The following is a 25,989-nucleotide window of genomic DNA, read 5'->3' on the forward strand; positions in this document are numbered from 1 at the left end:
TATTAAGATTTATGAACCCGAGCATTGGATTTATCTTGCTCATAAATATTTTTTAAAGCCATAACCAAATGTTCAATATCTTCTTTAGTATTAAAATGACTAAATGAGATCCTAAGAATACTACAAGAACTTAGTTCTTCAACTGTAAGTAATTCTTGAATCGTGCTGCTAGGACTAACTGCACCTGAAGAACAAGCACTTCCTTGTGAGACTGCAATACCTTTCATATCTAGTTGAAAGCCAATCATAGAATTTGAAACTGGAAGTAGAATACTTATTAATGTATAAATACTTTGATTGAGATCATCGCTATTTCCATTAAATTTAATGTTGGGAATATATTTTTTTAATTGGGTGATTGCGTATAATTTTAATTCTTCAATAATTTTTTTCCTTTCTTCTAACTCTATCATGGCTAATTGAAAAGCTTTACCTAAACCCACAATTCCAGCAATATTTTCAGTTCCTGAACGCATACCTCTTTCTTGTCCACCCCCAGTTTGAATTGCTTTAATTCCTGTTGATTTTCGTATGTAAGCAAATCCAATTCCTTGAGGACCATGAAATTTATGAGCGCTACAGGATGCGAAATCAATGGGTACATCTGAGAAATTCATAGAATAATGTCCCATGGATTGTACTGTATCTGAATGAAACCAAGCGTTGTATTTTTTGCAAAGATTCGCCACTGATTTAAGATCTATTAAATTTCCAATTTCATTATTGGCATGCATAAGTGTAACTAAAGTTGGGGTGCCGTCTTGTAAAAGATTTTCTAAATCTGAGAGTTGCCATTCACCCTTATTGTTAACGGGTAAATAAACAATATCCAAATCATGTTTATTTTTTAAATATTTAATCGTTTCACCCACACTCTTGTGTTCAATTTTGGTGGTTATGATCCTTTGTATATCAAGATTTTCTATGCAAGATCTTAAAATAAGATTATTTGCTTCTGTACCACAAGAAGTAAAAATTATTTCAGAAGGTAGTGTATTTAACTCTTTTGCAATAATTTTTCTAGCTATTTCAATTTTAGATTTACTGGTTTGTCCAAAACTATGACTGGCGGATGGATTTCCAAAATTCTCTTTCATGGATTCCCATACAGTCTCAATAACTCTAGGATCCATAGGTGTGGAAGCAGCATTGTCTAAATATATTTTTTTTGTAGCCATAAAATTACTTAAAATTAATCATTAGTTAGTAGTACATTTATATCATTAGCTTGAGATTTACCTATTTTTAACACAATAAATGGATGAGAAATAGCCATAGTACTTATTGTAGGTATATCATCATTTTTAACAACATCTAAGTAAATATTTATAGAATCATTATTTTGTGTAACATTAGTAACTTTATAATTTAAACCTCCAGAGGCTTGTTCTTTAAAGAATATAAAAATATAGCTACATTCTATGGAATAATCAAAAGGTACTTTTATATCTGTACCATAGATTTTAGAAAAAAGCAAATCAAATTCTTTTTGATCATTGACTAATTTAATACTTTTATCAGCAACATTGCTATAAGAACCAGAATCTAAAACTTGAAAAGAAATATTTTTAATTTTTTTTGATTGGCTTACCATATATCCTTGAAAAATAAAAAATGTTATAAATAAAACTAAAAATTTTCTCATAGTGAATGTAAACTCATTAACTTACAACAAAATTAGTTAATATATTTTTAAATACTTTTAAAAGATTTTAAATTATAAGTAAAAATATTGATTAAATATTTTATGCGATATATCATGTTATTTCATGATTTATAGACTTATTTCGTTGAGTAATTTATAATATTTTTACACGAAAAAGATGAAAACAAAACTACTTTCATGTTTTAGCCTTATTATATTTTTATTGCTTTTTACTTTACCTAGTAAAACTTATTCTTTAACACCTCAAACTATTGTATCCATACAAAATGTATCTTCTATAAATACAGATACAAATAAGAAGGAAACTATAAAAACAGCTTCAAATTCCAAGGAAGAAACATCTAAAAATTCTATAAATCACGAAATTCCCAAAAATGCTCCCATAAAATTTGTAGTACAAGTTATATTTTTATTAGTAATTATCTATTTTGGGATTAAAAAAGGAGGAGTATCTTTAGGATTATTAGGAGGATTCGGAGTAGCTATTCTAGTGTTTGTTTTCCGAGATATACCCGGTATGCCCCCCATTGATGTAATGCTAATAATTTTAGCGGTTGTTACTACCTCTTCAACCCTTGAAGCCACAGGTGCTTTAGGTATGTTAGTTAAATTCGCCGAAAAAATTTTAAGGAAAAACCCTAAGTACATTGTTTATTTGGCTCCAATGTCTACATTTTTATTAACCATGTTAGTAGGAACTGGACATGCAGTTTATCCTTTACTTCCTGTGATTTATGACATAGCATACAAACAAAAAATAAGACCGGAGCGTCCTATGGCAGTTGCTTCAATTGCTAGCCAGATGGGAATCACCGCTAGCCCTATAGCTGCAGCATCTGCTGCAATGATAAGTGTAGCGCTTGCTTCGGGGGTAACTATAAGTTTGCTAAGTATATTAATTGTAACTATACCTTCTTGTTTTATAGGGATGATCTTAGCAGCCACATGGAGTTTAAATAGAGGTAAAGATTTAGACAAAGATCCTGTATATTTAGAAAAAATGAAAGATCCAGAACAGAGAGCTTACATAGTAGGAAATCTAGAACAAACGTCTAATGAAACTCCATCTAAAGATGCAAAAGTATCTTTGTCGTTATTTTTCTTAGGTATACTATTTATTATTATAATTGCGTTGTTTCCAGATTCCATTTTACCTAAAAATAATGGAAAGCCTTTGGCTATGACCAGTGTTTTGCAATTTGTAATGCTGGGAGTAGGAGCTGTAATAGTATTTTGTACCAAGGTTAAAGCAAAAGCAATTTCCGATACAAAGGTTTTTAACGCAGGGATGATTGCTGTAATTATGATTTTTGGAATTGCATGGATGAGTGAAACAGTTATAAAAAATAATGAGAGTTACTTACTATCTCTAATAAGCGATGCTGTAAGGGCACGTCCTTGGACTTTTGCGATAGCTATGTTTTGCGTCTCTATGTTTCTTAAAAGCCAGGCAGCAACTATTTTAGTAATGATGCCCTTAGGTTTTATGCTAAACATTCCAATAGCGACTTTAATTGGTTGTATACCGGCATCCTATGCTTATTTCTTCTTTGCCTTTTATCCTTCAGATTTAGCAACCATTAATTTTGATCGTACTGGAACTACCCACATTGGTAAATATATATTAAATCACAGTTTTATGGTTCCAGGGCTTATAGGGGTTATTTCAGCAACAATTATTGCCTTATCTTTATCCAATATATATAATTAAAAAATTGTTATCCATCCTTTATTTTTTAGGATGGTGCCTATTTTTATAGCTAAAATTTTTAACTACTCAAAAGTTAAATAATTGTAATGTCTTGATTTTAATTTAGTATTTAATTGTTTTTTATTAAAAATATAGGAATGAATAGGTGATTTATAAAATTTTAGTTTATACATCATTTTAAATGAACTTGATTATTTAAAAGTATAAAAAAAGAACCTATGAATTCATTCATAGGTTCTTTTTTAAGAATTAACTGAAAATTATAGTTAATGAATAATATCCTTTATTTTTTCCAGTTGAAGGTATTTATCAAATTCTATTTTATAATGTTCATGGTGTTCTTGATTTGGATAATAAATGGTTGAAATTTCCATGCCCATTTTTTGTTGTGCCTCCTCAATATTTTTATAAATTCCTGCTACTACAGATGCGCACATGGCAACACCTAAAGCACAAGCTTCACGAGTAGCAATAACTTTTATTGGCATACCAATGACATCTGCCATAACTTGCATAACATACGGTGATTTTTGTGAAATTCCACCTACTGCAATAATTTCATTCAGTTCAACACCATTATTTATAAAACGATCAATAATATTTTTAGCTCCATAAGCAGTAGCTTCAACTAAAGATTTGTAAACCAAAGGAGCAATGCTTGATAGTGCTAGTCCAGTAATGGTGCCTTTTAGTTCATAGTCAACATTGGGTGATCTTCTTCCATTAATCCAATCGGTAGCAATTATATGGCTATCTTTAGGAGGTATAGTTTTAGCAACCTTAGCCAGTGCTGGAATCATTTCTGCATAAACTTCATCTCTCAATTCTTTACGGGTTTCAGCGTCGCTAATGTTAGAATTAAGCATAATATTGTCTAATGGCCACATTAGCAATTTTTTAAACCAAGCGTAAAGATCTCCAAAGGCAGATTGACCAGCTTCATAACCTACCAATCCTGGAAGGATAATATCGTCCGCCTGTTGTGGAATTCCAGGGACTAATTTATTACCTAAACTTTTGGGTCCTACCGTTATAGCACATGTAGATGTACCTACAATTTCTACCATAGATTTATCTTTAACACCTGCACCAATCGCTCCTGCGTGACAATCCAGATTCCCTACAGCTATTTTAACATTTTTGGGTAAACCTAAACGATCTGCCCATTCAGCAGTTATGGTGCCAGCTTCTTGGTCGCAAGTGTAAGCTTGCTTATTAAAAGTGTCAACCAATCCATCTAAAACAGGATCTAAAGTTTTAAAAAATTCGTTAGGTGGGTAACCGCCCCAATCTTTATTCCACATTACTCGCGAACCTGCGATGCCCATCCCTCTTTTTATTTCTTCAGGTTTAGTAATTCCACAAAGAACAGCTGGTAACCAGTCACTAGACTCTACGAAAGAATGTGCTACGGATTTTATTTCAGGAATTTTGAAAATATGTAAGGCTTTAGTCCAAAAATGTTCCGTTGAATAATCTCCACAACCTGTTGATTTGGTATAATCTATATGCCATTTTTTACTAAAATCGTTAATATACTCATTTTCCTTTTGCCCAGTGTGATCTTTCCATAAGATGAACATGGCATCCGGATTTTCTTCAAATCCTTCCAATAAGGATAATGGAGTACCATTTTTATCAACAGCTACTGGGGTTGATCCGGTCATATCAACACTGATTGCTTTAACTTTTGCCGCGGCACCTGGAACTCTTTCTAATACATCTTTAACTATAAATTCTAGTACTTCTATATAATCTAAAGGATGTTGTCTAAATTGAGATTTAATAGGATCGCAATACATCCCTTTTTTCCATCTAGGATATTCTTTGATTGATAATGCTAATTCCTTACCGGTTTCAGCATCCATTAACATTGCTCTTCCTGAGTCTGTTCCATAGTCTAGTCCAATGACTAAATTATCTGATAGTTTCATTTTTTATATTTTTATTGAGTCAATTCTTTTACAGAATCTAATTTTTTATATTTCTTATATTCGTTGTTGTAATGGGCGTGATTGTCTGGGTTAGGAGTGTAAACGGTAGATATTCCCATGCCCATTTTTTCTTGTGCAATTTCTAATTTTGGATATATTCCGGCAGCTACCGAAGCACACATGGCAACTCCAAGAGCACAAGCTTCTCTAGTCGCTATAACTTTAATAGGCATTCCTAATACATCTGAAAGAACCTGCATAACGTAAGGCGATTTTTGAGAGATTCCTCCTACAGCAATAATTTCTTCAATTTCAATTCCATTGTTTATAAATTGTTCAACAATTGCTCTTGAACCATAAGCGGTAGCTTCAACAATTGCTTTATAGATAAGAGGGGTTGAGCTGGAAAGAGCTAATCCTGTAATTGTACCCTTTTGGGTATAATCTACATTAGGAGTTCTTCTTCCATTAATCCAATCAGTAGCTATAATATGGCTATCTTTTGTAGGTATTAATTTTGCTTGTTCTGCCAAAGCAGGAATCATTTCTGCATACACCTCATCTATAACTTTTTGTTTCGTTTCCTCATCTACCAAAGTAGTTTTAGCAAATATTTCTCTAAGAGGCCACATTAAAACCTTCTTAAACCAAGCGTAATAATCACCATATACGGATTGTCCGGCCTCATAACCAATCATTCCTGGAATAATTGAATCATCTGCTTGTCCTGAAATTCCGGGTATAAGTCTATCTCCGTTACTTTTAGGACCTACAATAATATCGCAAGTGGATGTACCTATAATCTGTACAATGGCTTTATTCTTGACTCCGGCGCCAATTCCCCCGGCATGAGCATCAATATTACCGGCGGCTACTATAACATTTGTAGTTAAGCCCAGTCTATTTGCCCATTCTTCCGTTAAATGCCCAATTGGTTCAACACAGGTATAAACCTCTTTGGAAAAGGTATTTACTAAACCATCCAATACAGGATCCAAAGCTTTAAAATATTCATTGGGTGGATATCCTCCCCATTCTTTATTCCAAAGAACTTTAAAGCCAGCAGTACAAATATTTCTTTTTAATTCTTCAGGTTTATTTATACCCACAATAACATTTGATAGCCAATCACACGCATCAACAAAAGAATGTCCTACTTTACGAACATCAGGATCAGTTTTAAATACATGGAGTGCTTTTGCCCAAAAATGTTCAGCAGAATAATTTCCACCTCCACCGGCATATTTAGTGTAATCGGTATGCCATTTCTGTGAAAATTCATTGATATGATCGCACTCCTCTATACCGGTATGGTCTTTCCATAGGATGAACATCCCATTGGGATTTTCTGCAAAGTCTGGTCTTAGTGATAAGGGAGTACCTTCTTTATCAACAACAATGGGAGTTGAACAGGTAACGTCAATGGCTAGTGCTTTCACCCTGTCTCTTGAACCAGGTACCTTGTTAATTACATCATTTATAATAAATTCTAAAGATTCAATATAATCTAAGGGATGTTGGCGGAATTGATAATTTACAGGATCGCAATACATTCCTTTTTTCCATCTTGTATATTCTTTGACGGATAAGGCTAGCTCTTTCCCAGATTCTGCATCTATTAATATAGCTCTAGCAGAATCGGAACCGTAGTCTACTCCGATAACTAAGTGATTAGAAATACTCATTTTTTATATAGTTTTAAATTGTTTTCAAGTAAAGAAGGCTTTAATTTTGTCCATAATAGGCATTTGTCCCGTGTTTTCTTTCATAATGCTTGTTTATGAGAGCATCTTTTAATCTTGGAGCGTTTGGATTTATTTGTTTAGTTAGGTAAGCCAACTTAGCAACGTTTTCTAATACAGCACTATTATATACTGCTTTTTCAGCTGATTTACCCCAAGTAAATGGAGCATGATTTCCTATTAAAACCATCTCCATTTCTGTGTGAGATAATTTTTTTTCTTTTAGAATGTTTAAGATTTGAAATCCAGTTTCATATTCATAGTTTCCTTTGATCATCTCATCACTCATTGGAGGTGCACAAGGAATATCTGAGGTATTGTGGTCAGCGTGGGTAGTTCCTAGAATAGGAATATCTAATTGTGATTGTGCCCAAGCGGTTGCGTATGTACTATGGGTGTGTACAATGGAATTTACATCGTTCCAATGTTTATATAAAACAGCATGGGTAGGTGTGTCTGAAGAAGGTCTAAGTTTACCTTCAACAACATTTCCTTCAAAGTCTACAATTACCATTTCTTCTACTGTAAGATTTTCATAAGGAATACCACTAGGTTTTATAGCGAAAACCTTTTCACTATGGTCTGCAACACTTACATTTCCCCATGTAAATAATACTAAACCTAATTTTGGCAATTGTAAATTTCCATGATAAGCTTCTTCCTTTATACGATTGTATTTTGACATGATGTATTATTTAGAATGAGTAATTTCAATTAAATCTCCTAGTTCTTTAATGCTTGGAAGGATGATGTCTAATTCAGGATTAGCATTTTTAGCATCATCTAAAGTAGCTTCACCAGTAAGAACTAAAACTCCGAATGCACCGGCGTTGTATGCCATCATCATATCTGTATAGATACGGTCTCCAACCATGGCTACTTCCTCAGGTTTTAATTTTTTAGATTCTAAGATACCATCAAGCATTTCTTTTTGTGGTTTTCCTAAAACAAGATCTGGTTTTCTACCAGTCGCTGTTTCAATGCAGGCATATATAGATGCACAATCTACTAAGACTACCGGTTGATCCGTAGGACAAACTCTATCCGGGTTGGTAGCTAAATATAATTTTCCTTGCTTAGCCCACCAAGCAGCTCTACATAATCTTTCATAAGTCAAGCTCATATCAAAGGCTACTACAAGTGCATCTGGTTCATCATCAGCAGAATCTTTCGTTGAAATATAACCCGCGTTTTCAAACTGCTCTATCATACTTGGGGTTCCTAATAGAAATAACTTTTTAACTTCAGGGTGATTATTTTTTAGATAGTCTATAGTAGCTACCGCAGAAGAATACATTTCTTCTTCGGTTGCAGGAATTCCTAAATGTTCTAATTTTTTTAAATAATCTGAAATACTTTTGGATGGATTATTCGTTAGGAATGAATAAGTTACTCCTAGTTGTTTCAATTGGTTAAGAAAACTAATCGTATATGGAAAAAGGGTAGAACCGTTGTATATAGTACCATCCATATCTAGAGCTACATGCTTTATTTTTTTTATTTTTTCAAGAATTTCTTGAGGTACTGTCTTAATATCGGTAATATGATTTTTCATGTTTATAAATCTAATTATTATTATTTATAGTTAAAGTAGAGTTTTTTTGTATTTTCTTTAATTGATGCATAATTTCGGGCTGTTTCTCACCAAACAAAGTATATAATGCAGTGTATTGTTCATACAATAAATCATAAGCAGCAGCTTTTTCTTCATTGGGCTTAAAAACATTAGGAACTTTATTTCCCATGGCATCGGAAGCAGTTGTGATATTTGGATAGCAGCCAGCGGCAACAGCGCCATATATTGCAGAGCCAAGAGCTCCTATGGCATTAGATTTTGTTATGGATATTGGCAGCCTGGTGATATCACTTAACATTTGCATAAAAAATTTATTTTTCAGCATACCTCCAGCAACAACAATTTCATTAATTTCAAGTTCATATTGATTCATGGTTTCAATAATTTTTCTTGCACCAAATGCACAGGCTTCCATTAAAGCACGATAGATATCTTCCGGTTTGGTTGTTAAAGTGTGACCAATAAGTAAACCTGATAAGGAAGCATCGCATAAAATAGATCTATTACCATTATTCCAATCCAAAGCTATAATCCCATGTTGTCCTATTTTTTGAGTTGAACATTTACGAGTTAAATATTCATGAAGATTTAAATTCAGCTTTTTGGCTTCTTCTTGATATTCTGAGGGAACAAAATTTTTCGTAAACCAAGCAAAAGTATCGCCGAAAGAGGTTTGTCCAGCTTCAAAACACCACAAATTCTCTACTACACCTTCATAAACAATCCCTAACATTCCTGGAACTTCTTTAAACTTTTCTGAATTTATAAAGTAACAACCAGAGGTTCCTAGAATAGCCGAAAGTATACCCGGCCTTACCGCTTTTACAGCAGCAGGGGTCACATGTCCGTCATTTAGACCAACGGCAACAGAAATTTCAGGATATAAACCTAGCTTTTCTGCCATTACCTTACTTAGTTTTCCAGCTTCTGTGCCTATGGCTTGTATAGGAGCATTCATCTTTTCTTTATACATATTTCCAAACCCCTTTGATACGGATTCTAAATAATCATAACTTGGATATTTACCGTTTTGATAATTTTTTTTAAAACCTGTGTCTGCAGATGAAAATATTAGTTGGTCTGTGAGTTGCCATACAATCCAATCAACAGCATTTACAAAATTGGTTGCTTGATCATATATTTCTCTATCTTTTTCATAAGTTTCCATTATTTTACAAACAGTATTTTCCGCAGATAATCCTCCTCCATAAAAACTTAACCAATCTTCTTTTCTATCTTGTGCTTCTTTTAATAAACGTTTAGCTTGGTCATCTGCTGCATGATGTTTCCATAGCTTAGCATAAGCGTGGGGCCGATTTTTGAATTCGAGAAAATTACATAGAGGTACTCCCATGGAATTTGTTGCCAATACAGTAGGGGAGGTGAAGTCAACTCCAATACCAATAATATGTTTAACTACAACACCAGAGTCTTTGACTGCTTGATTTACAGATTCAATTAATGATTCAATATAATCAGTGGGATTTTGAAGTGCAAAATCAGGGGGAAGTGGCTCATTTTCACTGGCCGTGAGATTTTGATCCATCACCTGATGTTTATATTCAGAAACTGCTGTACCACGTTCAAATCCGTCTCTAACTCTTATAACACTACTTCTAACCGATAAGGTTCCAAAGTCTATACCTACAATGTATTGGTCTTTTTCCATGTGAGCATTGTTAAATTATTTAAAAATTCCTTTGGTGAATAAATGTTCTACCCAGTCTTCAAAATACCCCGCTCTATAAGCAAAATCAAGAATTGTATATCGTGCTCTTAATTTATGCGCTTTATAGAAACATAACTTTAGGTCTTCTTTCGTTAGTCCGATTTCTTCAGGTTTAGTAGGTGCACCTACTTGCTTAAATCTTTGAACAGTTTCCTCAAAAGAGATTAGTTGATTTTGTAATCTTTCTTTTATTTTAGGCCAGTTATTTTTAATCTTAGTTAGTTGTTCTCTTAAAATCTCTTTACTAACATACTTACTTTTAGTTTGTTTAAGTGCGGTAGGTAAGATATCTGAACCTTTAAATAATTTTTCAATTTCTAGATTTTGTTGTTCTAAATTTGGCCAATTTTCTACAGCCTTTTCTATGTCCAGATTTTCAACAGGTGTTTGAAATAATAATTCGTAAAAGGCAAGAGTTGCTAATATACCTATGCCAACTTTAAAACCGTGAGAGGGAGATTGCTTGTCTTTATGCGGATAAATTCCAAATTTTTTAGCCATTTCTCCTTGAAATGTATGATGTTCCATTTCCCAAATATGGCTGAATAAATGTTCAGCCCCTGAGGCTGGTCGGCTAACTCCTAATCCCCATTCTTTCATTTCTTGCATTGCAAATCCACCTAGCATAAGCCCCTCTACTAATAATTGTATAGCTTTATGTTCTCCTCTTTTAGCTCCTTCTGGATCAGCCAAGGCTTCGGCTAAACCGTCTTGTACGGTATGCCATGCCTCAGTTATAGGCTCTATTCCTTCTAAAGGGTTATTCTTATCATACAATTCGGAGGCGAGAATCCAATCTGCACCTGCAGGTACTTTAGCATATAGATCTACGTATCCAGATGCAGTCATTAAACTCGGTGCTTTAGATATTATGTTTAAATCTGCAACAATTACTTGTGGAGCTTCACATGGATGAGTGGTTTTAGAACCCTTATTTGTTAAAGCTGCGCCTGAAGAAGAATATCCATCCATAGAAGCAGCAGTAGCTACTACCATGTATGGGGTCTCTAATTCAGAAGCTGCTCTCTTGCATATATCGTTGATAACGCCAGATCCAACCGCAACTATTATTAAACCTTTACCTTTCAAATGCTCTCTTAGCTCTTCAACATATATATAATCACCATAAAGATTAGGATCTTTCAATATATAGGTATTTTCCCCTAATAAATTTTCTTTTTCTAAATCTTTGGTAATTTTTTCACCTGCAATAGCATAAGTTGTAGGATCAGCTATTATAATAGCTTTTTTATCAGGAAATTGTATTTTAAATATTTCTGCAACTTTATTTATTGCTCCTGCTTCAATAAGTAAAAATTTAGTTTCGGTAGCTTTGGATAAAGCTTTGTCAATTCTATTTTGAGAGTTCATATTTTTGTGGTTTTTAAGTAAATTTCAGTACATAATCTTTTTAATATGTACTGAAATTTTAGATTAATTATCCTTTTAAAACGCCAGAATTAAAGAGCTCATCCACCCATTGATCAAGATATCCAGCCCTATAAGCAAAGTCTAGAATGGTATATCTACTTCTAATTTTATGTGCTCTGTAAAAACTTTTTTTCAATCTATCCCTGGTAATACCAATTTCTTCAGGTTCTACGGGAGCTCCAACTGCAGACAAACGTCTTTTTGTTTCGTTAAAAGGAATAATTTGTTTTTGAATTTTCTCTTTTAATGAAGGCCAGTTATTCTTAATTTTAGTTAATTGTTCTCTAAGCTCTTCTTTCGTAACATATTTATCGGTAGTTTGGTTGATTGCAAAAGGTAAAATTTCTGTTCCTCCAAACATTTCATTAATTTCACTTAGCTGATCTTCTAATGTAGGCCATTTTTCAACAGCAGCTTCAATGTCCAAATTTTCAATTGGAGTTTTTAATAAAACTTCATATAGAGCTGTAATAGCTAAAGTACCAATGCCAACTTTAAATCCATGAGAAGGTGCCTGTTCATCTTGATTAGGATATAAACCGAATCTTTTAGCCATCTCTCCTTGGAAAGTATGATGTTCCATATCCCAAAGATGACTGAATTGGTGTTCTGCACCTGAAGCTGGTCGACTAACTCCTGCACCCCAAGATTCCATGGATTGCATTGCGAATCCCCCCAACATTAAACCTTCTGTTAATAATTCAATGGCTTTGGCATTTCCATTTTTTGCACCTTCTGGATCGGATAATGATTCTGCCAATCCATCTTGAACGGTATGCCAAGCGCTAGTTAAGGGTTCAATACCTTTTTTAGGATTTTTTTTATCGTACAATTCTGCAGCAATTAACCAATCTGCGCCTGATACAACTTTTGCATATAAATCAGCGTAACCAGATGCAGTCATTAATGGTGGGGCTGCTGCAATAATATCTATATCTGCTACTAAAACTTGTGGAGCTTCACATGCGTGTGTAATTTTAGCTCCTTTATTTGTTATTGAAGCACCAGCTGATGAATATCCATCCATTGAAGCAGCGGTAGCAACACACATATATTTTCTTTTTAATTCAGAACTTGCTCTTTTTACAAGATCATTGATAACTCCTGAACCAACAGCAATAGGGGTTACATCCTTATCTTTTAAATAATCTCTTATTTTTTCTACAAAAATATAATCTGCATATAAATTAGGATCATCTAAGATATAAGGGCTTTCACCTTCTAATCCTGCTTTTTTTAGTTCTTCATGTATTTCTTCTCCAGCAACCCGGTAGGTGTTAGGATCAGCAATAATAATTCCTTTTTTACCAGGGAATTGTTCTGAAAAAATTTTAGGAACTTGATTTAGTATTCCAGATTCTATTTCTAAGAATTTGGTTTCGGTAGCTTGTTTAAGAGCAGAAGCTATACTTTCTTTAGACATGTTTTTTCAATTTATAATTAATCAAAATGAATTTAAAACCGAAAATTGCCCTATGTAATTTTAGAGCAATTTTCAGTTATTACAATTTATAATTTTTTAGCATCCTCAATAAATTGAGCTAAACCACTATCAGTTAGAGGATGTTTTAATAAATTAATAATAGAGGCTAAAGGAGAAGTAATTACATCTGCTCCAATTTTAGCACAATTAATAATATGCATAGGAGATCTTATAGAGGCAGCTAAAATTTCAGTAGTATATCCATAGTTGTCATAGATGGTTCGGATATCTTCAATTAAATTTAATCCCTCTGTAGAAATGTCATCCAGTCTACCAAGAAATGGAGATACATATTTTGCTCCTGCTTTAGCTGCAAGAAGTGCTTGACCAGGAGAAAAAACTAATGTACAGTTGGTTTTGATTCCTTTGCTAGATAAGTATTTAATTGCTTTTACTCCATCATAAATCATAGGGACTTTTACCGTAATCTGATTATCTATTTTTGCAAGTTCTTCTCCTTCTTTAATAATTCCGTCATAATCAATAGAGAGTACTTCTGCACTAACATCTCCATCAACTATATCACAAATTGCTTTATAATGTGCATGAATCTTATCCTTGCCAGTAATGCCAACTTTTGCCATTATAGAAGGATTGGTAGTTACTCCATCAAGAACTCCTAAATCTTGTGCTTTTTTAATCTGATCTAGATCAGCGGTGTCGATAAAAAATTTCATTTTATTATTTTTAAAGGTTGTATTTATTTTAACCAAAATATGGTTTTATAATTAAATATATTCCTGCAGCTAATAAACAGCCAATCATAGGTGCTATAGATGCATATACAATTCCATATCCCCAATCACTATCTCCTTTACCTTTTAAAGGTAGAATTTGATGAACTAAACGCGGCATTAAATCTCTTGCAGGATTTAAAGACCATCCGGTTATACCACCGAAAGCCATTCCTATAGCAAAAATCATAAATCCGGCAGGGATTGCTCCTAACGAACCAAACCCAACTACAGAATGTGTGAATTGAGGGATTCCAGTGGAATTTTCGATAATTACTCCTGCATGATTTGCTCCCATACATAAACCTATTAATATAAGGAAAAAAGTAGCTAAAAGTTCGGATGAAAAATTTTGGATTTTATTTTCTCTAATAGATGCATTAGTTGCGTAAACACCTAATAATTTTGCTGGCTCACTAGCAGTTTGATCTAGGTGTCCTTTATAAATAAAGGATACAGCCAATGCTCCCAGAAAACATCCAATAAATTGAGCGGTGAGGTAGGTTAATATCCATTCTTTAGGGAAAACGCCCGCAGCCCATTGACCAATAGTTACAGCGGGATTGAAATGTCCACCGGTATCAAAAGGAGAGGATACAATTACAGCCATCGCAACTGCAAAACCCCAAGCTAGAGGTCCTGTTACTGAGGATGTGTTTCCTTCACCATAAGATTTCTTTAATGTCAAATTCATATTTATACCACATCCTAATGCGATTAGTGTGAAAGAACCTAATAGTTCTCCTATAAATTTAGTTGTTAGTACTGAGTCCATAATTTTGTATTGGTTTTAGTTAATAATTTTGAGTTTTAGTTGATGTTATTTTTAATAATCTAAGTATAGCAAATATATTTACTAAATCGAAACAAAACAATAATAAAACGCAATTTTTTTTATGCATGCAGTAAATTTTGTTTGTAGTTAGTTAGGATTCTTATTTTTAATCATTTATTAGCATTTAACTACATATAGTAAAATAGATTTGAGCGTTTAAGATTTCAATAACGAAAATTATTTCACCTAAATTTGCTCAAATATTAGCACTAAACTTTCATTTTATATAAAAATTACTATTTTTGCATAGTAATAATTTAGATTTTATTTCTTATTAATTGAAAAATAAAAAAATTATTAGAAAATTAATTATACTTGATGAATATATGAGAAGCCCTAATAATATTAATAATATCAGACAGCAAGAAATATTAGATGAGTTAAAATACAACAATTATGTTTCTGTAGCAGATTTATGTAGAAAATTAAATGTTTCTGCTGTAACCATACGAAAAGATTTAACTCATCTTGAAAAAATAGGTAAGCTTTATAGAACACATGGAGGCGCTACTAGAGAGTCGTTTATTGTACAAGAAAGAAACATAAACAAAAAAGAGACTCTTCAAGTGGAAGAAAAAACGAAGATTGCAAAGGCTGCATTAAGTTTAATTGAAGAAAATGATTTTATCACTATATCCTCGGGAACAACTACTCAAATGATTGCTCAAGTGATAGGTAGTCAGTATGAAAAACTTACGATTCTTACGTCGTCTTTAAAGCCGGCTCTATCATTGTACGGAAATCCTAATTTTAATGTCATTCAACTGGGGGGGGATGTGAGAACCAAATCCGGCTCAGTAATGGGCCCATATGCAGAACTTATGATTAGTAATTATTCTTGTAATAAGCTATTTTTAGGAGCAGATGGAGTGGATTTTGATTTTGGTCTATCTACGTCAAGTACGATGGAAGCTAAATTAAATCAAATGATGATTGAAAACTCTGAAAAAGTAATAGTTTTAGCTGATTCTACGAAAATTAGCAAACGTGGATTTGGGAAAATTGTAGAACTTGAGAAAATTCATGTATTAATTACAGACGATGGTATTTCAACTACTGATTTACAAAGACTTGAAGATATAGGGATTGAAGTAATTATAGCTAAGTAAATTTATGAGAAATAATCTTCTTTTACTAAAATTAAATTATTAGCATTTTCAACATCAAAATCCCCAATTTTCTCACGATGAAGTTCTGTAAGATATCCTCCACAACCTAATAAGTTTCCAAAATCGTGAGCTAGCGATCGAATATAAGTTCCTTTGCTACAATGAACTTTAAATTTTATAAAAGGTAATTGTATCTCTGTGATGGTAAAATCGTATATATTAATCTTCCGTGCAGATATATCAATAGATTCTCCCTTTCTAGCTATTTCGTAATATCTTTTACCCTCTTTTTTTAAAGCAGAATATAAGGGTGGGGTTTGGTTAATTTGTAAACCAATGAAACTTTTGGTAGCATCATTAATAGATAATTTATTTAAATAAGAATAATCTTTAGGATTTATTTCATTAGTTTCAGAATCATAAGAAGGAGTTTGAACTCCCAATTTAATAGTACCAGTGTAAACTTTAGTAGCATTTTGTATTTCCTGTATTTTTTTAGTGTATTTTCCAACACAAACAATTAACAACCCAGTAGCTTTAGGGTCTAAAGTTCCGGCATGTCCGACTTTTATTTTTTTTACATTAAAATGTCTTTTAATTCTCCATTTAATTTTATTTACTACATCAAAGGAAGTCCAATCTAGAGGTTTATCAATTAAATATATAATGCCTTCTTGAAGCTGCTCTAATGTGTACATGTAAATTTTAAAATTTAAACAAAAGTAATTATTTTGATTAAATATTAGATTCAGAAATTCTAATAATGTATTTTTGCAAAAAAGCAAATCAACCTTGTTGCTTTTACTCATTAGTAAAAGAGGAAAGTCCGGACACCGTAGGATATTATAGCGGGTAACGCCCGTCCACTGTAAAGTGAGGACAAGTGCAACAGAAAGAATGTACAGTTAGGCTGTAGTGAAATCAGGTAAACTCTATAAGGTGCAATGCTATGTATATCAGCTTTTAAGGGTGATCCGCCCGTTGTTGAGGGGTAGGCAGTTCGAAATAAAGAGTAATCTTTATTCTAGATAAATAACAAGGCTTTTTTAGAAATAAAAAATGACAGAATCCGGCTTATTGATTTGCTTTTTATATTTCAACTAATTCAAAATTTATTTAAATAACTTAACTTTATAATTATATTTGTTAAATAAAATTTAACTTATAAATTATGAAATTTAATAATATATTGATTTATAGTATTTCATTTTTATTATTATCATGCAATTCTAATAATAAAGATTCTAGTCCTGCTGATTTATCTTCAAAAGAAATAACTTCATCAAACAGTTTAAGCGATGAGGTTGATTGGGAGAATGATTTCAAACCCTTTGAAAATAATAATAACTTAAGTGCTGAAAAGAAATCGCAAATTGCAATTCTTAAAAAAGAATTGGGATTCAAAATGAAAGCAATAGGTATGGATCCTAAACTTTCAGGTTATCAAAAAGGGGTGGAGAAGAGGAAATTGAAATCTCAATATTTAAGTGAAATAAATAAATTAATAAATGGAGAACAATCAAATTTGAATTCTGCATCTTATGATAATCCTGAATTGGCTCAGCAATATCAAAAATTTAATGAGCTTGAGTTACAATTAGAAAAGTTAGAAAATGAATATGATCTACAAAAAGATCAGTTAGAGAGACAAGAAAATAGTTTATCTAAAAATGAATATAAAAAAAGAAAGGAAGAATTGAAATCTAATTACAAAAGAAAAAAAGATTATCTAAAAATGAAAATGGATAGTATTATACTCATAAGTACAAACAAATAATTGACTTTAAAAATAATCTATACTTAATTTAACAATTATTTTTTCACATTTGAATAAAAAAATAGATTTAAGCAGTATTATTAAAAATTAATATTATATTTGCACCCTTGAAAAGTTTTAGAAACGAATAACGATATAAGATAATATACAATGAAACGTACATTTCAACCTTCAGAAAGAAAGAGACGAAACAAACACGGGTTTCGTGAAAGAATGTCTACACCTAATGGAAGAAAAGTTTTAGCAAGACGAAGAGCTAAAGGCAGAAAACAATTGTCAGTTAGTGACTATAGAGCTAAAAGATAATTAATATAAAATATATCAATTTTTTATTGTTAAAGTTAGTGCATTGTACTAACTTTTTTTGTTAAAAATTCCTATACAATTAATGTATTTGTACTGAATATTTTGTTTTATGGTAAATTTTTATGTATTATTTATAATGTTAGAAATTTTAAATAGTATATGTATTTGCCGGATTATTAATTAATGAAAATTTCAGGGTTCATATTTAATATTTATTGTTATCAAATATTATCTATCTTTATTAGATTTTATTAATATTAAAGTACAAATACAGAAATATTTTTCATATTAAACACAATTTAAATTAAAATAGTACCTTTGTAAGGTATGGATAATTTTGTTGTTTCTGCAAGAAAATATAGACCTTTAGAATTCGATTCTGTAGTAGGACAAAGTCATATTACAGATACTTTAGAACACGCTATTGAAAATAATCAATTGGCTCAAGCTTTACTCTTTTGCGGACCTAGAGGTGTAGGAAAAACTACTTGTGCACGTATTTTAGCAAGAAAAATTAACGAAAAATTTGGAGAGACTGATGAAAATGACTTTGCTTTTAATATATTTGAGTTAGATGCAGCTTCGAATAATTCTGTGGATGATATACGTAACTTAATTGAACAAGTTAGATATGCACCCCAAGTTGGTAAATATAAAGTTTATATAATTGACGAGGTTCATATGTTATCCAATGCAGCTTTTAATGCATTTTTAAAAACATTGGAAGAACCTCCGGCACATGCCATATTTATTTTAGCTACGACAGAAAAACAAAAAATAATACCAACAATTCTATCTCGTTGCCAAATTTATGATTTTAAAAGGATTGAAGTAATCGATATCAAGGAGCATTTACAAAAAATCGCTATAAAAGAAAAAATTAATTACGAAGAAGATGCTCTTCATATCATAGCTCAAAAAGCAGATGGAGGCTTAAGGGATGCATTATCAATTTTTGATCGATTAGTTACATTTACACAAAAAAAATTAACCCTGTCAGCAGTAACTGAAAATTTAAGCATATTAGATTATGATTATTTTTTTAGAATTACAGATATGGCTTTAAATAATGATATACCAAATTTACTACTTGTTTTTAATGAAATTGAAAAAAAAGGGTTTGATCCTCAATCATTTATAGCATCTTTAGGTAGTCACTTTAGAGATTTGATGGTTGCCCAAAACCCTCAAACCATATCATTATTAGAAGTTGGGGAGTCTACAAAGAAAAAGTATATCGAACAAGCGCAAGTATGTAAACCTAAATTTTTAATAAATGCTATTGAAATATGTCATCAAGCGGATGTAAATTATAGAAGTTCAAAAAATCCAAGGTTGTCTATAGAAATTGCTTTAATGCAACTTGCATCCATAACTACTGACGAATCTACTTTGAGTAAAAAAAAAAGTTTAGAATAATTTTACCACAAAGATTAAGAAATTTTAATTCGGTAAAATCCGTTCCAACAGAAAATCAATTAAATGCTTTAAAAACTTCACAGGTTATAAACCATACCATTGAAGAAAAACGCAAGGATATTGAACTACCCCAGCAAATAAAATTACCTAAAAGTAAATTGTCAAATACTAACTCTTTACTTTCAATTAAGAACATACTAGAAACTACAGAAGAAAAAATTGATAAAAATTTAAGTTTAGATACCTCGCAAAAACCAAAAGATGAGTTCAATGAAGAGCAAGTTATATTATTTTGGAATGACTATTTAGAAAAATTAAAATTAGAAGAGCCAATTCTCTTTAATGCTTTAAATTCAGCTAAATGCAATTTAAAGGACAAATATTTAATTAGTTTTGAATTTCCTTCAAATTCTTCTTACGAAGAATTTGAGACTTTACGAGAAGATTTTTTTCAAAAGTTGAAATATAAATTAAATAATTTTTCCATTGAATTTACCTACCATATTAAACAATCAACTATAAATATATCATTGTCAGAAAAAGACAAATACAAGAAAATGCTGAAAGAAAATCCCTGGCTAGAAAAATTAAAAATTGATTTCAGGCTTGATTTCTAAACAAAAATTAAAATATAATAAATGAAACTAACTATTTATTTGCTTTATTATCAACAACTTTTGTCTTATCCCAAAGGTTATTATTATTAAACACCAATGATGAAAAAGCATCTTATATTATAGGTTCAAATATGGCTCTAAACCTTAAAGATCAAGGTTTTGATAAAACTATCAATTGGGATGTCTTTATGCAAGGAATCAAAGACAAATTAGAAGGAAAAAAATCCTTGTTTCCAGAAGATTCAATACAATCTTTCATGACAACGTATAATCCAGATCATGCAGAAAAAGTTAAGAAATTAAATGCAGAAGAAGGGAAGAAATTTTTAGAAGAAAATAAAAAAAAAGTCAGGTGTTAAGACCACACCATCCGGTTTACAATACAAGGTAGAAAAAGAAGGTACAGGAGCAAACCCAAAGAGCGAAGACATAGTATATGTCAACTATGTATTTAAAACTATTGATGGATATTTAGTGGATGATTCAAAAATCAATGGTAAACCTGTAGACATTCCACTATACCAATTAATTCCAGGATGGCAGGAAGGCGTTAAATTAATGAACAAAGGTAGTAAGTATATCTTATATGTGCCTGCTGAATTAGCTTATTGGTGAAAATAGTTTTGTAGGACCCAATCAAACACTTATATTTGAAGTTGAATTGGTTGATTTTATATCCATGCCTAAACCAGAGGAGCAAACAGTTCCAACAAAAAATGCGGAGTTAATTCAACAATATGAAGAGCAGATAGAACTATATAGAAAACAAATTGAAGAATTGGAGGATTTAATAGAACAAAGTAAATGATATAATTATAAATTAATTTAATATATAATTTTAACAAATCAATAAGGTTTTGTATTAAACGCTTGGCATATTATTTGACACTTAAAAAATACGTAAAATTTAAATTCTTAACTTATCATTTAAACGTAATTTAGGAATTTATAAATATTAATAAAAAATAAATGAAGAAAAACATCATTGCGGTAGCATTATGTGTATATGCACTACCGACATTTGCTCAAAAAACAACAAAAATAACTACAGATAAAGAAAAGCTTTCTTATTCTATAGGTGTTAACATAGCTGAAAATTTAAAAGCACAAGACTTATCTGAAGATGTTGATGTTACAGTTTTAGGTCAGGGGATGAATGACGTTTTTGCTGAAAAACCATTGCTATTTACCCAAGACTCTATAAATGTTTTCATGCAGAAATTTGGTCAGAAAAAAATGGCAGAATTACAGCAGAAAAGAGAAGTTTTAGGAAAAAAAAATAAAGAAGAAGGATTAGCATTTTTAGCTACGAATAAAAAGAAAAAAGGAGTTATAACTACAGCTTCAGGATTACAATATGAGGTTCTATCCAAAGGTACGGGTAAAGAAACTCCAAATGCTACCGATAAAGTAAAAGTTAAATACACCGGGAAATTGTTGGATGGAAAAGTATTTGATTCTACCGATAAAAGTAACAACGGACAACCTGTAGAATTTATTTTAGATAAAGTTATACCAGGATGGACTGAAGGAGTTAAACTTATGAACAAAGGTTCTAAATATAGATTTTATATTCCTTCGGAATTGGGGTATGGAGAAAATGGAGCAGGTTCAGAAATTGGTCCTAATTCTGTATTAATCTTTGATGTTGATTTAGTGGATTTTCAAGCTCAACCACAAGATTCACAGGAAGTGCAAGGCATACAGAATAACAAATAAATAATAAAATCATTTAAATATTTTCAACAATGATTAAAAAAATATTCTTACTAGCAGTCGTAGGTATGGCTGTTGTTTCTTGTGATAAGAAGTCAGGAAATTCTTCTTCCGTTAGTACTTTAAAAACCAATGATGAAAAAGCGTCTTATATTATAGGATCAAATATGGCTCAAAATCTTAAAGCTCAAGGTTTTGACAAAACTATCAATTGGGATGTCTTTATGCAAGGAATCAAAGACAAACTAGAAGGAAAAAAATCCTTATTTCCGGAAGATTCAGTACAATCTTTCATGACAACCTATATTCCAGATCATGCAGAAAAAGTTAAGAAATTAAATGCTGAAGAAGGGAAGAAATTTTTAGAAGAAAATAAAAAGAAATCAGGTGTTAAGACCACACCATCCGGTTTACAATACAAGGTAGAAAAAGAAGGTACAGGAGCAAACCCAACTAGCGAAGACATTGTATCTGTAAACTATGTACTTAAAACTATTGATGGATATATAGCGGATGATTCAAAAAAACTTAATGGTAAGCCTGTAGATATACCGTTAAACCAAGTAGTGCCAGGATGGCAGGAAGGCGTTAAGCTAATGAATAAAGGTAGTAAGTATATCTTATATGTGCCTTCTGAGTTGGCTTATGGAGAAAATGGTCCTGTAGGTCCTAATCAAACGCTTATATTTGAAGTTGAATTGGTAGATTTTAAACCAGATTCTAAGAAAGATCAACAAGCGATTCCTCAAGGAGGTATAAAGCAAATGGATGAGGAACAAAATAAAGATTTAAACGTTCAATCTCAGCAACCAAAAAAATAAATTAAAATTATTACTAAAATAAAAAACTCTTATAAATATTTATAAGAGTTTTTTATTTTAAACTAAAGCAGTTGACAATCATTTAGTAAATTTGTATTAATAAATGCAATCTGAAGATGAAAAAAATACAAATGGTTGATTTAATTAGCCAATACAAACATATAGAAGAAGAAATACAAATAGGATTTGACCAAGTATTAAATACAGCATCATTCATAAATGGACAACAAGTCACACAATTTGCAAATAATTTGGAAAATTATTTACAGGTTAAAAACGTTATTCCTTGTGCCAATGGTACAGATGCGTTACAGATTGCTTTAATGGCTTTAGATTTAAAACCCGGAGATGAAGTAATTACAGCAGATTTTACTTTTGCAGCTACTGTAGAAGTGATCAACCTTTTGAACCTTAAATCCGTTTTGGTTGATGTGGATTACAATACATTTACAATTCATCCAGAAGCAATAAAAAAAGCTATTACCTCCAAAACAAAAGCTATTATTCCAGTTCACTTATTTGGACAATGCGCCAATATGGAAGAAATATTGAAAATTGCCCAAGAACATAATCTATATATTATTGAAGATAATGCACAAGCCATAGGAGCAGATTATATATTTAGAGATGGAACAACTAAAAAATCTGGAACTATAGGTACGATTGGAACCACTTCATTTTTTCCATCTAAAAATTTAGGTTGTTATGGAGACGGAGGAGCTATTTATACTAATGATGAAAATTTGTCACATAAAATTAGGGGAATAGTAAATCATGGAATGTATAAAAGATATTATCATGACGAGGTAGGAGTTAACTCAAGATTAGATACCTTACAAGCCGTAGTATTAAATGCAAAGCTACCACACTTAGATGAGTATAATAAAAAACGAAAGAATGCTGCGGACTATTACGACAAAGCATTTGCTAACCATCCAAATTTGCAAGTACCAACGAGAGCGGAATATTCAACTCATGTATTTCACCAATATACTCTTAAGATTGTAAATTCAAATAGAGATGAATTACAAAAATATCTACTTGAAAAAGAGATTCCAGCCATGATATATTATCCAGTACCATTGAGAAAGCAGAAAGCCTATTTTAGTGAGGATTATAAAGATCAAGATTTCATAATTACAGATCAATTGATTAATCAAGTGATCTCATTACCTATGCATTCCGAGTTAGAGGAAGAACAATTAAAATATATATCAGACAATATATTAATGTATTTCAATACTAAAAATTAGATTAAATCTACATTAAACTTTTAATTATAAAAACAGAAAAAATTTTTAAGTTTTAAATAATATTATAAAATAATGAATCCCAAATCTCTATTAAAAAAAATATGCACTAAAGCTATAGAAAGAATATTCGGATTAGAAATAGATACAATAGAAATACAAAAAACCAAAGAGGAATTTGAAGGAGATTATACCTTAGTTGTTTTTCCCCTAGTAAAATATTTGCAACAAAAGCCAGAACAAATTGCAAGTACTATTGGAAATTCTTTACTTGAAGAAAACGAGATAATACACACATATAATGTTGTTAAAGGATTTTTAAATATTACCCTACAAGATAAATTATTCATAAATTTTTTGAATAACAACTATTCCAACCCAGAATTTGGTATAAAGAAAGAGCTTGGAAATAAAATAATGGTAGAATATTCATCACCAAATACAAATAAACCAATTCACTTAGGGCATATTAGAAATAATCTATTAGGGTATTCCATTAGTAAAATATTAAAGGCAGCAGGTAATGAAGTCATCACTTCGCAAATAATAAATGATCGAGGAATACACATCTGTAAATCTATGCTAGCTTGGCAAAAATATGGAGAAGGAGAGACGCCAGAGTCGTCTAAACTTAAAGGAGATCATCTGGTAGGAAAATATTATGTAATCTTTGATAAGGAATATCAAAAACAAGTGAATGAACTTGTTACCAAAGGGTATGAAAAAGAAGAAGCTAAGAAAAAAGCACCAATTTTATTGGAAGCTCAAGAGATGTTAAGGAAATGGGAGGAAGGAGATACTGAAATTAGAGAATTGTGGCATACAATGAATCATTGGGTTTATCAAGGATTTGAAATGACTTACAAACAGTTAGGGGTATCCTTTGATATAATTCAATACGAAAGTAATACCTATCTATTGGGTAAAGATATAGTTGAAAAAGGATTAGAAAAAGGGATTCTTTTGCAGAAAGAAGATGGATCCATTTGGGCTGATCTGACTGAAGAAGGATTAGATCAAAAACTATTACTAAGAGCAGATGGGACCTCAGTTTATATGACTCAAGATTTAGGAACTGCAGTAGAACGTTTTGCTAAATATAAATTAGATCAGCTAATTTATACGGTGGGCAATGAACAAGATTATCATTTTCAAGTTTTATTTTTAGTGCTAAAAAAATTAGGATACACATGGGCGGATCATATGTATCATCTTTCATATGGAATGGTAGATTTACCGAGTGGAAAGATGAAATCTAGAGAAGGAACAGTCGTTGACGCAGACGAATTAATGCAGGAAATGATTGAAACAGCAGAACAAATTTCAATTGAAAGAGGAAAATTAGAAGAATTTACACAAGAAGAAAAATCTAAGATAAATGAATCAGTAGGATTAGGAGCCTTAAAATACTATATATTAAAAGTAGATCCCAAAAAGAGAATTTTATTTAATCCCGAAGAAAGTGTAGAATTTAATGGTAATACAGGTCCATTTATTCAATATACGTATGCAAGAATACAATCTATATTAAGAAAAGAACAGCCTCAAGATACTGTTAATAATGATAATAAATTGAATGAAGTAGAAAAAAAATTAATAATTCAATTATCATATTTTCCAGAAGCAATTGAAAAATCAGCTCATGATCTAAATCCATCTATCATTGCCAACTATGTATATGAAGTAGTTAAAGAATTTAATCATTTATATCAAAACTATCCCATATTAAATTCAGAATCAATTGAACAAAAACATTTAAGATTAGAACTAGCACAGTTCACAGGACAAGTAATAGTATTAAGTTTATATTTATTAGGAATTGAAAGTCCAAATCGAATGTAATTAAAAAAATAAAAAAAAAAGCAGGCTGTCTTATCAGCCTGTTTTTTTTGGGGAGGGATTAGCAATTAAAAAGCGCATATAAAATATATAGAGAAAAAGGATTAGAACAGATGAGAATAAAAATCAAAAGAAAGAGCATAACAGGAACAATAAAATAAATAAAATCAAAAGGAAATGAAAGATACGAGATTAGCTCAAAAGAGAGTAAATAAATTAAAAAGAAATCAGAGAAAGAGAGAAAAAAGCTAAAAGAAAAAAAACAGGCCAATAACAATTAAGAAAAAACAAACA

General features: G+C 31.3%; 25 protein-coding genes and 1 other RNA gene. 14 read left to right on the forward strand and 12 right to left on the reverse strand.

Translation table 11 applies throughout. The annotated features are described in order from the left end of the window. Positions 1-2 precede the first annotated feature (2 nt). Both ETU10_RS04330 and ETU10_RS04335 read right to left on the reverse strand, forming a co-directional pair. Entirely contained in the window at positions 3-1,178 is a 1,176-nt protein-coding gene (locus tag ETU10_RS04330; protein ID WP_146310159.1) for a cysteine desulfurase family protein, read from the reverse strand. Positions 1,179-1,192: 14 nt separating this feature from the next. Beyond that, on the reverse strand, positions 1,193-1,645 hold the full coding sequence (locus ETU10_RS04335) for a protease complex subunit PrcB family protein (RefSeq protein ID WP_146310161.1): 453 nt from the start codon (positions 1,643-1,645) through the stop codon (positions 1,193-1,195). A gap of 178 nt (positions 1,646-1,823) precedes the next feature. Between ETU10_RS04335 and ETU10_RS04340 the strand changes: the two genes are divergently transcribed. Continuing rightward, complete coding sequence (locus ETU10_RS04340) at positions 1,824-3,377, forward strand: anaerobic C4-dicarboxylate transporter (protein ID WP_146310163.1); 1,554 nt, start codon at positions 1,824-1,826, stop codon at positions 3,375-3,377. A gap of 266 nt (positions 3,378-3,643) precedes the next feature. On the opposite strand, the gene ETU10_RS04345 is transcribed toward ETU10_RS04340, so the two are convergent. The 9 genes from ETU10_RS04345 to ETU10_RS04385 form a co-directional block, all read right to left on the reverse strand. Beyond that, on the reverse strand, positions 3,644-5,311 hold the full coding sequence (locus ETU10_RS04345) for a ribulokinase (protein ID WP_146310165.1): 1,668 nt from the start codon (positions 5,309-5,311) through the stop codon (positions 3,644-3,646). A gap of 11 nt (positions 5,312-5,322) precedes the next feature. Further along, positions 5,323-6,996: a ribulokinase gene (locus ETU10_RS04350; protein WP_146310167.1), complete on the reverse strand. Its 1,674-nt coding sequence runs from the start codon at positions 6,994-6,996 to the stop codon at positions 5,323-5,325. Between the two features lie 40 nt (positions 6,997-7,036). Further along, positions 7,037-7,741 (reverse strand): L-ribulose-5-phosphate 4-epimerase, encoded by a 705-nt coding sequence (locus ETU10_RS04355; protein WP_394344702.1) that lies wholly within the window; start codon positions 7,739-7,741, stop codon positions 7,037-7,039. Positions 7,742-7,744: 3 nt separating this feature from the next. After that, complete coding sequence (locus ETU10_RS04360; RefSeq protein ID WP_146310171.1) at positions 7,745-8,608, reverse strand: HAD-IIA family hydrolase; 864 nt, start codon at positions 8,606-8,608, stop codon at positions 7,745-7,747. Positions 8,609-8,618: 10 nt separating this feature from the next. After that, positions 8,619-10,298, reverse strand: a complete 1,680-nt coding sequence (locus ETU10_RS04365) for a ribulokinase (protein ID WP_146310173.1) — start codon at positions 10,296-10,298, stop codon at positions 8,619-8,621. Between the two features lie 15 nt (positions 10,299-10,313). Beyond that, the gene (locus tag ETU10_RS04370) at positions 10,314-11,729 is read right to left on the reverse strand and encodes a sn-glycerol-1-phosphate dehydrogenase (RefSeq protein ID WP_146310175.1); all 1,416 of its coding nucleotides are present in this window, start codon (positions 11,727-11,729) and stop codon (positions 10,314-10,316) included. A 67-nt stretch (positions 11,730-11,796) separates the two neighbouring features. Then, positions 11,797-13,212 carry a sn-glycerol-1-phosphate dehydrogenase gene (locus tag ETU10_RS04375; protein WP_146310177.1) on the reverse strand — a complete coding sequence of 472 codons (1,416 nt, stop codon included), beginning with the start codon at positions 13,210-13,212 and terminating at the stop codon, positions 11,797-11,799. An 86-nt stretch (positions 13,213-13,298) separates the two neighbouring features. Beyond that, on the reverse strand, positions 13,299-13,949 hold the full coding sequence (fsa, locus tag ETU10_RS04380; protein WP_146310179.1) for a fructose-6-phosphate aldolase: 651 nt from the start codon (positions 13,947-13,949) through the stop codon (positions 13,299-13,301). Positions 13,950-13,977: 28 nt separating this feature from the next. Then, complete coding sequence (locus ETU10_RS04385; protein ID WP_146261958.1) at positions 13,978-14,781, reverse strand: MIP/aquaporin family protein; 804 nt, start codon at positions 14,779-14,781, stop codon at positions 13,978-13,980. A 386-nt stretch (positions 14,782-15,167) separates the two neighbouring features. On the opposite strand from ETU10_RS04385, the gene ETU10_RS04390 reads away from it, so the two are divergent. Next, positions 15,168-15,950 carry a DeoR/GlpR family DNA-binding transcription regulator gene (locus ETU10_RS04390; protein ID WP_146261957.1) on the forward strand — a complete coding sequence of 261 codons (783 nt, stop codon included), beginning with the start codon at positions 15,168-15,170 and terminating at the stop codon, positions 15,948-15,950. 2 nt (positions 15,951-15,952) lie between these two features. Here ETU10_RS04390 and truB read toward each other — a convergent pair whose 3' ends face one another. Beyond that, complete coding sequence (gene truB, locus ETU10_RS04395; protein ID WP_146310181.1) at positions 15,953-16,648, reverse strand: tRNA pseudouridine(55) synthase TruB; 696 nt, start codon at positions 16,646-16,648, stop codon at positions 15,953-15,955. Positions 16,649-16,728: 80 nt separating this feature from the next. Here truB and rnpB point away from each other — a divergent pair. The 12 genes from rnpB (at position 16,729) to argS (ending at position 25,698) form a co-directional block, all read left to right on the forward strand. Next, positions 16,729-17,043: RNase P RNA component class A (gene rnpB, locus ETU10_RS04400), an RNA gene on the forward strand. 78 nt (positions 17,044-17,121) lie between these two features. After that, entirely contained in the window at positions 17,122-17,727 is a 606-nt protein-coding gene (locus ETU10_RS04405; protein WP_146310183.1) for a hypothetical protein, read from the forward strand. Positions 17,728-17,877: 150 nt separating this feature from the next. After that, positions 17,878-18,033, forward strand: coding sequence for a 50S ribosomal protein L34 (rpmH, locus tag ETU10_RS04410; RefSeq protein ID WP_146261954.1), 156 nt, complete (start codon positions 17,878-17,880; stop codon positions 18,031-18,033). 327 nt (positions 18,034-18,360) lie between these two features. Next, complete coding sequence (gene dnaX, locus ETU10_RS04415; RefSeq protein ID WP_146310185.1) at positions 18,361-19,452, forward strand: DNA polymerase III subunit gamma/tau; 1,092 nt, start codon at positions 18,361-18,363, stop codon at positions 19,450-19,452. A 158-nt stretch (positions 19,453-19,610) separates the two neighbouring features. Then, positions 19,611-20,069: a hypothetical protein gene (locus tag ETU10_RS04420; protein WP_146310187.1), complete on the forward strand. Its 459-nt coding sequence runs from the start codon at positions 19,611-19,613 to the stop codon at positions 20,067-20,069. 131 nt (positions 20,070-20,200) lie between these two features. Then, on the forward strand, positions 20,201-20,428 hold the full coding sequence (locus ETU10_RS04425; protein ID WP_146310190.1) for an FKBP-type peptidyl-prolyl cis-trans isomerase N-terminal domain-containing protein: 228 nt from the start codon (positions 20,201-20,203) through the stop codon (positions 20,426-20,428). Next, entirely contained in the window at positions 20,406-20,684 is a 279-nt protein-coding gene (locus tag ETU10_RS11420) for an FKBP-type peptidyl-prolyl cis-trans isomerase (protein WP_146310212.1), read from the forward strand. Before ETU10_RS04425 ends, ETU10_RS11420 begins: the two co-directional genes overlap by 23 nt. 64 nt (positions 20,685-20,748) lie before the next feature. Further along, the gene (locus ETU10_RS11350) at positions 20,749-20,877 is read left to right on the forward strand and encodes a hypothetical protein (protein WP_262710347.1); all 129 of its coding nucleotides are present in this window, start codon (positions 20,749-20,751) and stop codon (positions 20,875-20,877) included. Between the two features lie 161 nt (positions 20,878-21,038). Beyond that, positions 21,039-21,788 carry an FKBP-type peptidyl-prolyl cis-trans isomerase gene (locus ETU10_RS04435; protein WP_146310192.1) on the forward strand — a complete coding sequence of 250 codons (750 nt, stop codon included), beginning with the start codon at positions 21,039-21,041 and terminating at the stop codon, positions 21,786-21,788. A 29-nt stretch (positions 21,789-21,817) separates the two neighbouring features. After that, positions 21,818-22,606 carry an FKBP-type peptidyl-prolyl cis-trans isomerase N-terminal domain-containing protein gene (locus ETU10_RS04440; RefSeq protein WP_146310194.1) on the forward strand — a complete coding sequence of 263 codons (789 nt, stop codon included), beginning with the start codon at positions 21,818-21,820 and terminating at the stop codon, positions 22,604-22,606. A gap of 116 nt (positions 22,607-22,722) precedes the next feature. Beyond that, positions 22,723-23,859 carry a DegT/DnrJ/EryC1/StrS family aminotransferase gene (locus ETU10_RS04445; protein WP_146310196.1) on the forward strand — a complete coding sequence of 379 codons (1,137 nt, stop codon included), beginning with the start codon at positions 22,723-22,725 and terminating at the stop codon, positions 23,857-23,859. Between the two features lie 72 nt (positions 23,860-23,931). After that, positions 23,932-25,698, forward strand: coding sequence for an arginine--tRNA ligase (gene argS / locus ETU10_RS04450; RefSeq protein ID WP_146310197.1), 1,767 nt, complete (start codon positions 23,932-23,934; stop codon positions 25,696-25,698). Positions 25,699-25,989 lie beyond the last annotated feature (291 nt).

It is taken from the genome of Apibacter muscae (assembly GCF_007845595.1).
Classification (GTDB): Bacteria; Bacteroidota; Bacteroidia; order Flavobacteriales; family Weeksellaceae; genus Apibacter; species Apibacter muscae.

Coding starts and splice junctions, on each gene's coding strand:
- ETU10_RS04330 (WP_146310159.1), bottom strand. CDS start 1,178: ATGGCTACAAAAAAAATATATTTAGACAATGCTGCTTCCACACCTATG.
- ETU10_RS04335 (WP_146310161.1), bottom strand. CDS start 1,645: ATGAGAAAATTTTTAGTTTTATTTATAACATTTTTTATTTTTCAAGGA.
- ETU10_RS04340 (WP_146310163.1), top strand. CDS start 1,824: ATGAAAACAAAACTACTTTCATGTTTTAGCCTTATTATATTTTTATTG.
- ETU10_RS04345 (WP_146310165.1), bottom strand. CDS start 5,311: ATGAAACTATCAGATAATTTAGTCATTGGACTAGACTATGGAACAGAC.
- ETU10_RS04350 (WP_146310167.1), bottom strand. CDS start 6,996: ATGAGTATTTCTAATCACTTAGTTATCGGAGTAGACTACGGTTCCGAT.
- ETU10_RS04360 (WP_146310171.1), bottom strand. CDS start 8,608: ATGAAAAATCATATTACCGATATTAAGACAGTACCTCAAGAAATTCTT.
- ETU10_RS04365 (WP_146310173.1), bottom strand. CDS start 10,298: ATGGAAAAAGACCAATACATTGTAGGTATAGACTTTGGAACCTTATCG.
- ETU10_RS04370 (WP_146310175.1), bottom strand. CDS start 11,729: ATGAACTCTCAAAATAGAATTGACAAAGCTTTATCCAAAGCTACCGAA.
- ETU10_RS04375 (WP_146310177.1), bottom strand. CDS start 13,212: ATGTCTAAAGAAAGTATAGCTTCTGCTCTTAAACAAGCTACCGAAACC.
- fsa (WP_146310179.1), bottom strand. CDS start 13,949: ATGAAATTTTTTATCGACACCGCTGATCTAGATCAGATTAAAAAAGCA.
- ETU10_RS04385 (WP_146261958.1), bottom strand. CDS start 14,781: ATGGACTCAGTACTAACAACTAAATTTATAGGAGAACTATTAGGTTCT.
- ETU10_RS04390 (WP_146261957.1), top strand. CDS start 15,168: ATGAGAAGCCCTAATAATATTAATAATATCAGACAGCAAGAAATATTA.
- truB (WP_146310181.1), bottom strand. CDS start 16,648: ATGTACACATTAGAGCAGCTTCAAGAAGGCATTATATATTTAATTGAT.
- ETU10_RS04405 (WP_146310183.1), top strand. CDS start 17,122: ATGAAATTTAATAATATATTGATTTATAGTATTTCATTTTTATTATTA.
- rpmH (WP_146261954.1), top strand. CDS start 17,878: ATGAAACGTACATTTCAACCTTCAGAAAGAAAGAGACGAAACAAACAC.
- dnaX (WP_146310185.1), top strand. CDS start 18,361: ATGGATAATTTTGTTGTTTCTGCAAGAAAATATAGACCTTTAGAATTC.
- ETU10_RS04425 (WP_146310190.1), top strand. CDS start 20,201: ATGGCTCTAAACCTTAAAGATCAAGGTTTTGATAAAACTATCAATTGG.
- ETU10_RS11350 (WP_262710347.1), top strand. CDS start 20,749: ATGCCTAAACCAGAGGAGCAAACAGTTCCAACAAAAAATGCGGAGTTA.
- ETU10_RS04435 (WP_146310192.1), top strand. CDS start 21,039: ATGAAGAAAAACATCATTGCGGTAGCATTATGTGTATATGCACTACCG.
- ETU10_RS04440 (WP_146310194.1), top strand. CDS start 21,818: ATGATTAAAAAAATATTCTTACTAGCAGTCGTAGGTATGGCTGTTGTT.
- ETU10_RS04445 (WP_146310196.1), top strand. CDS start 22,723: ATGAAAAAAATACAAATGGTTGATTTAATTAGCCAATACAAACATATA.
- argS (WP_146310197.1), top strand. CDS start 23,932: ATGAATCCCAAATCTCTATTAAAAAAAATATGCACTAAAGCTATAGAA.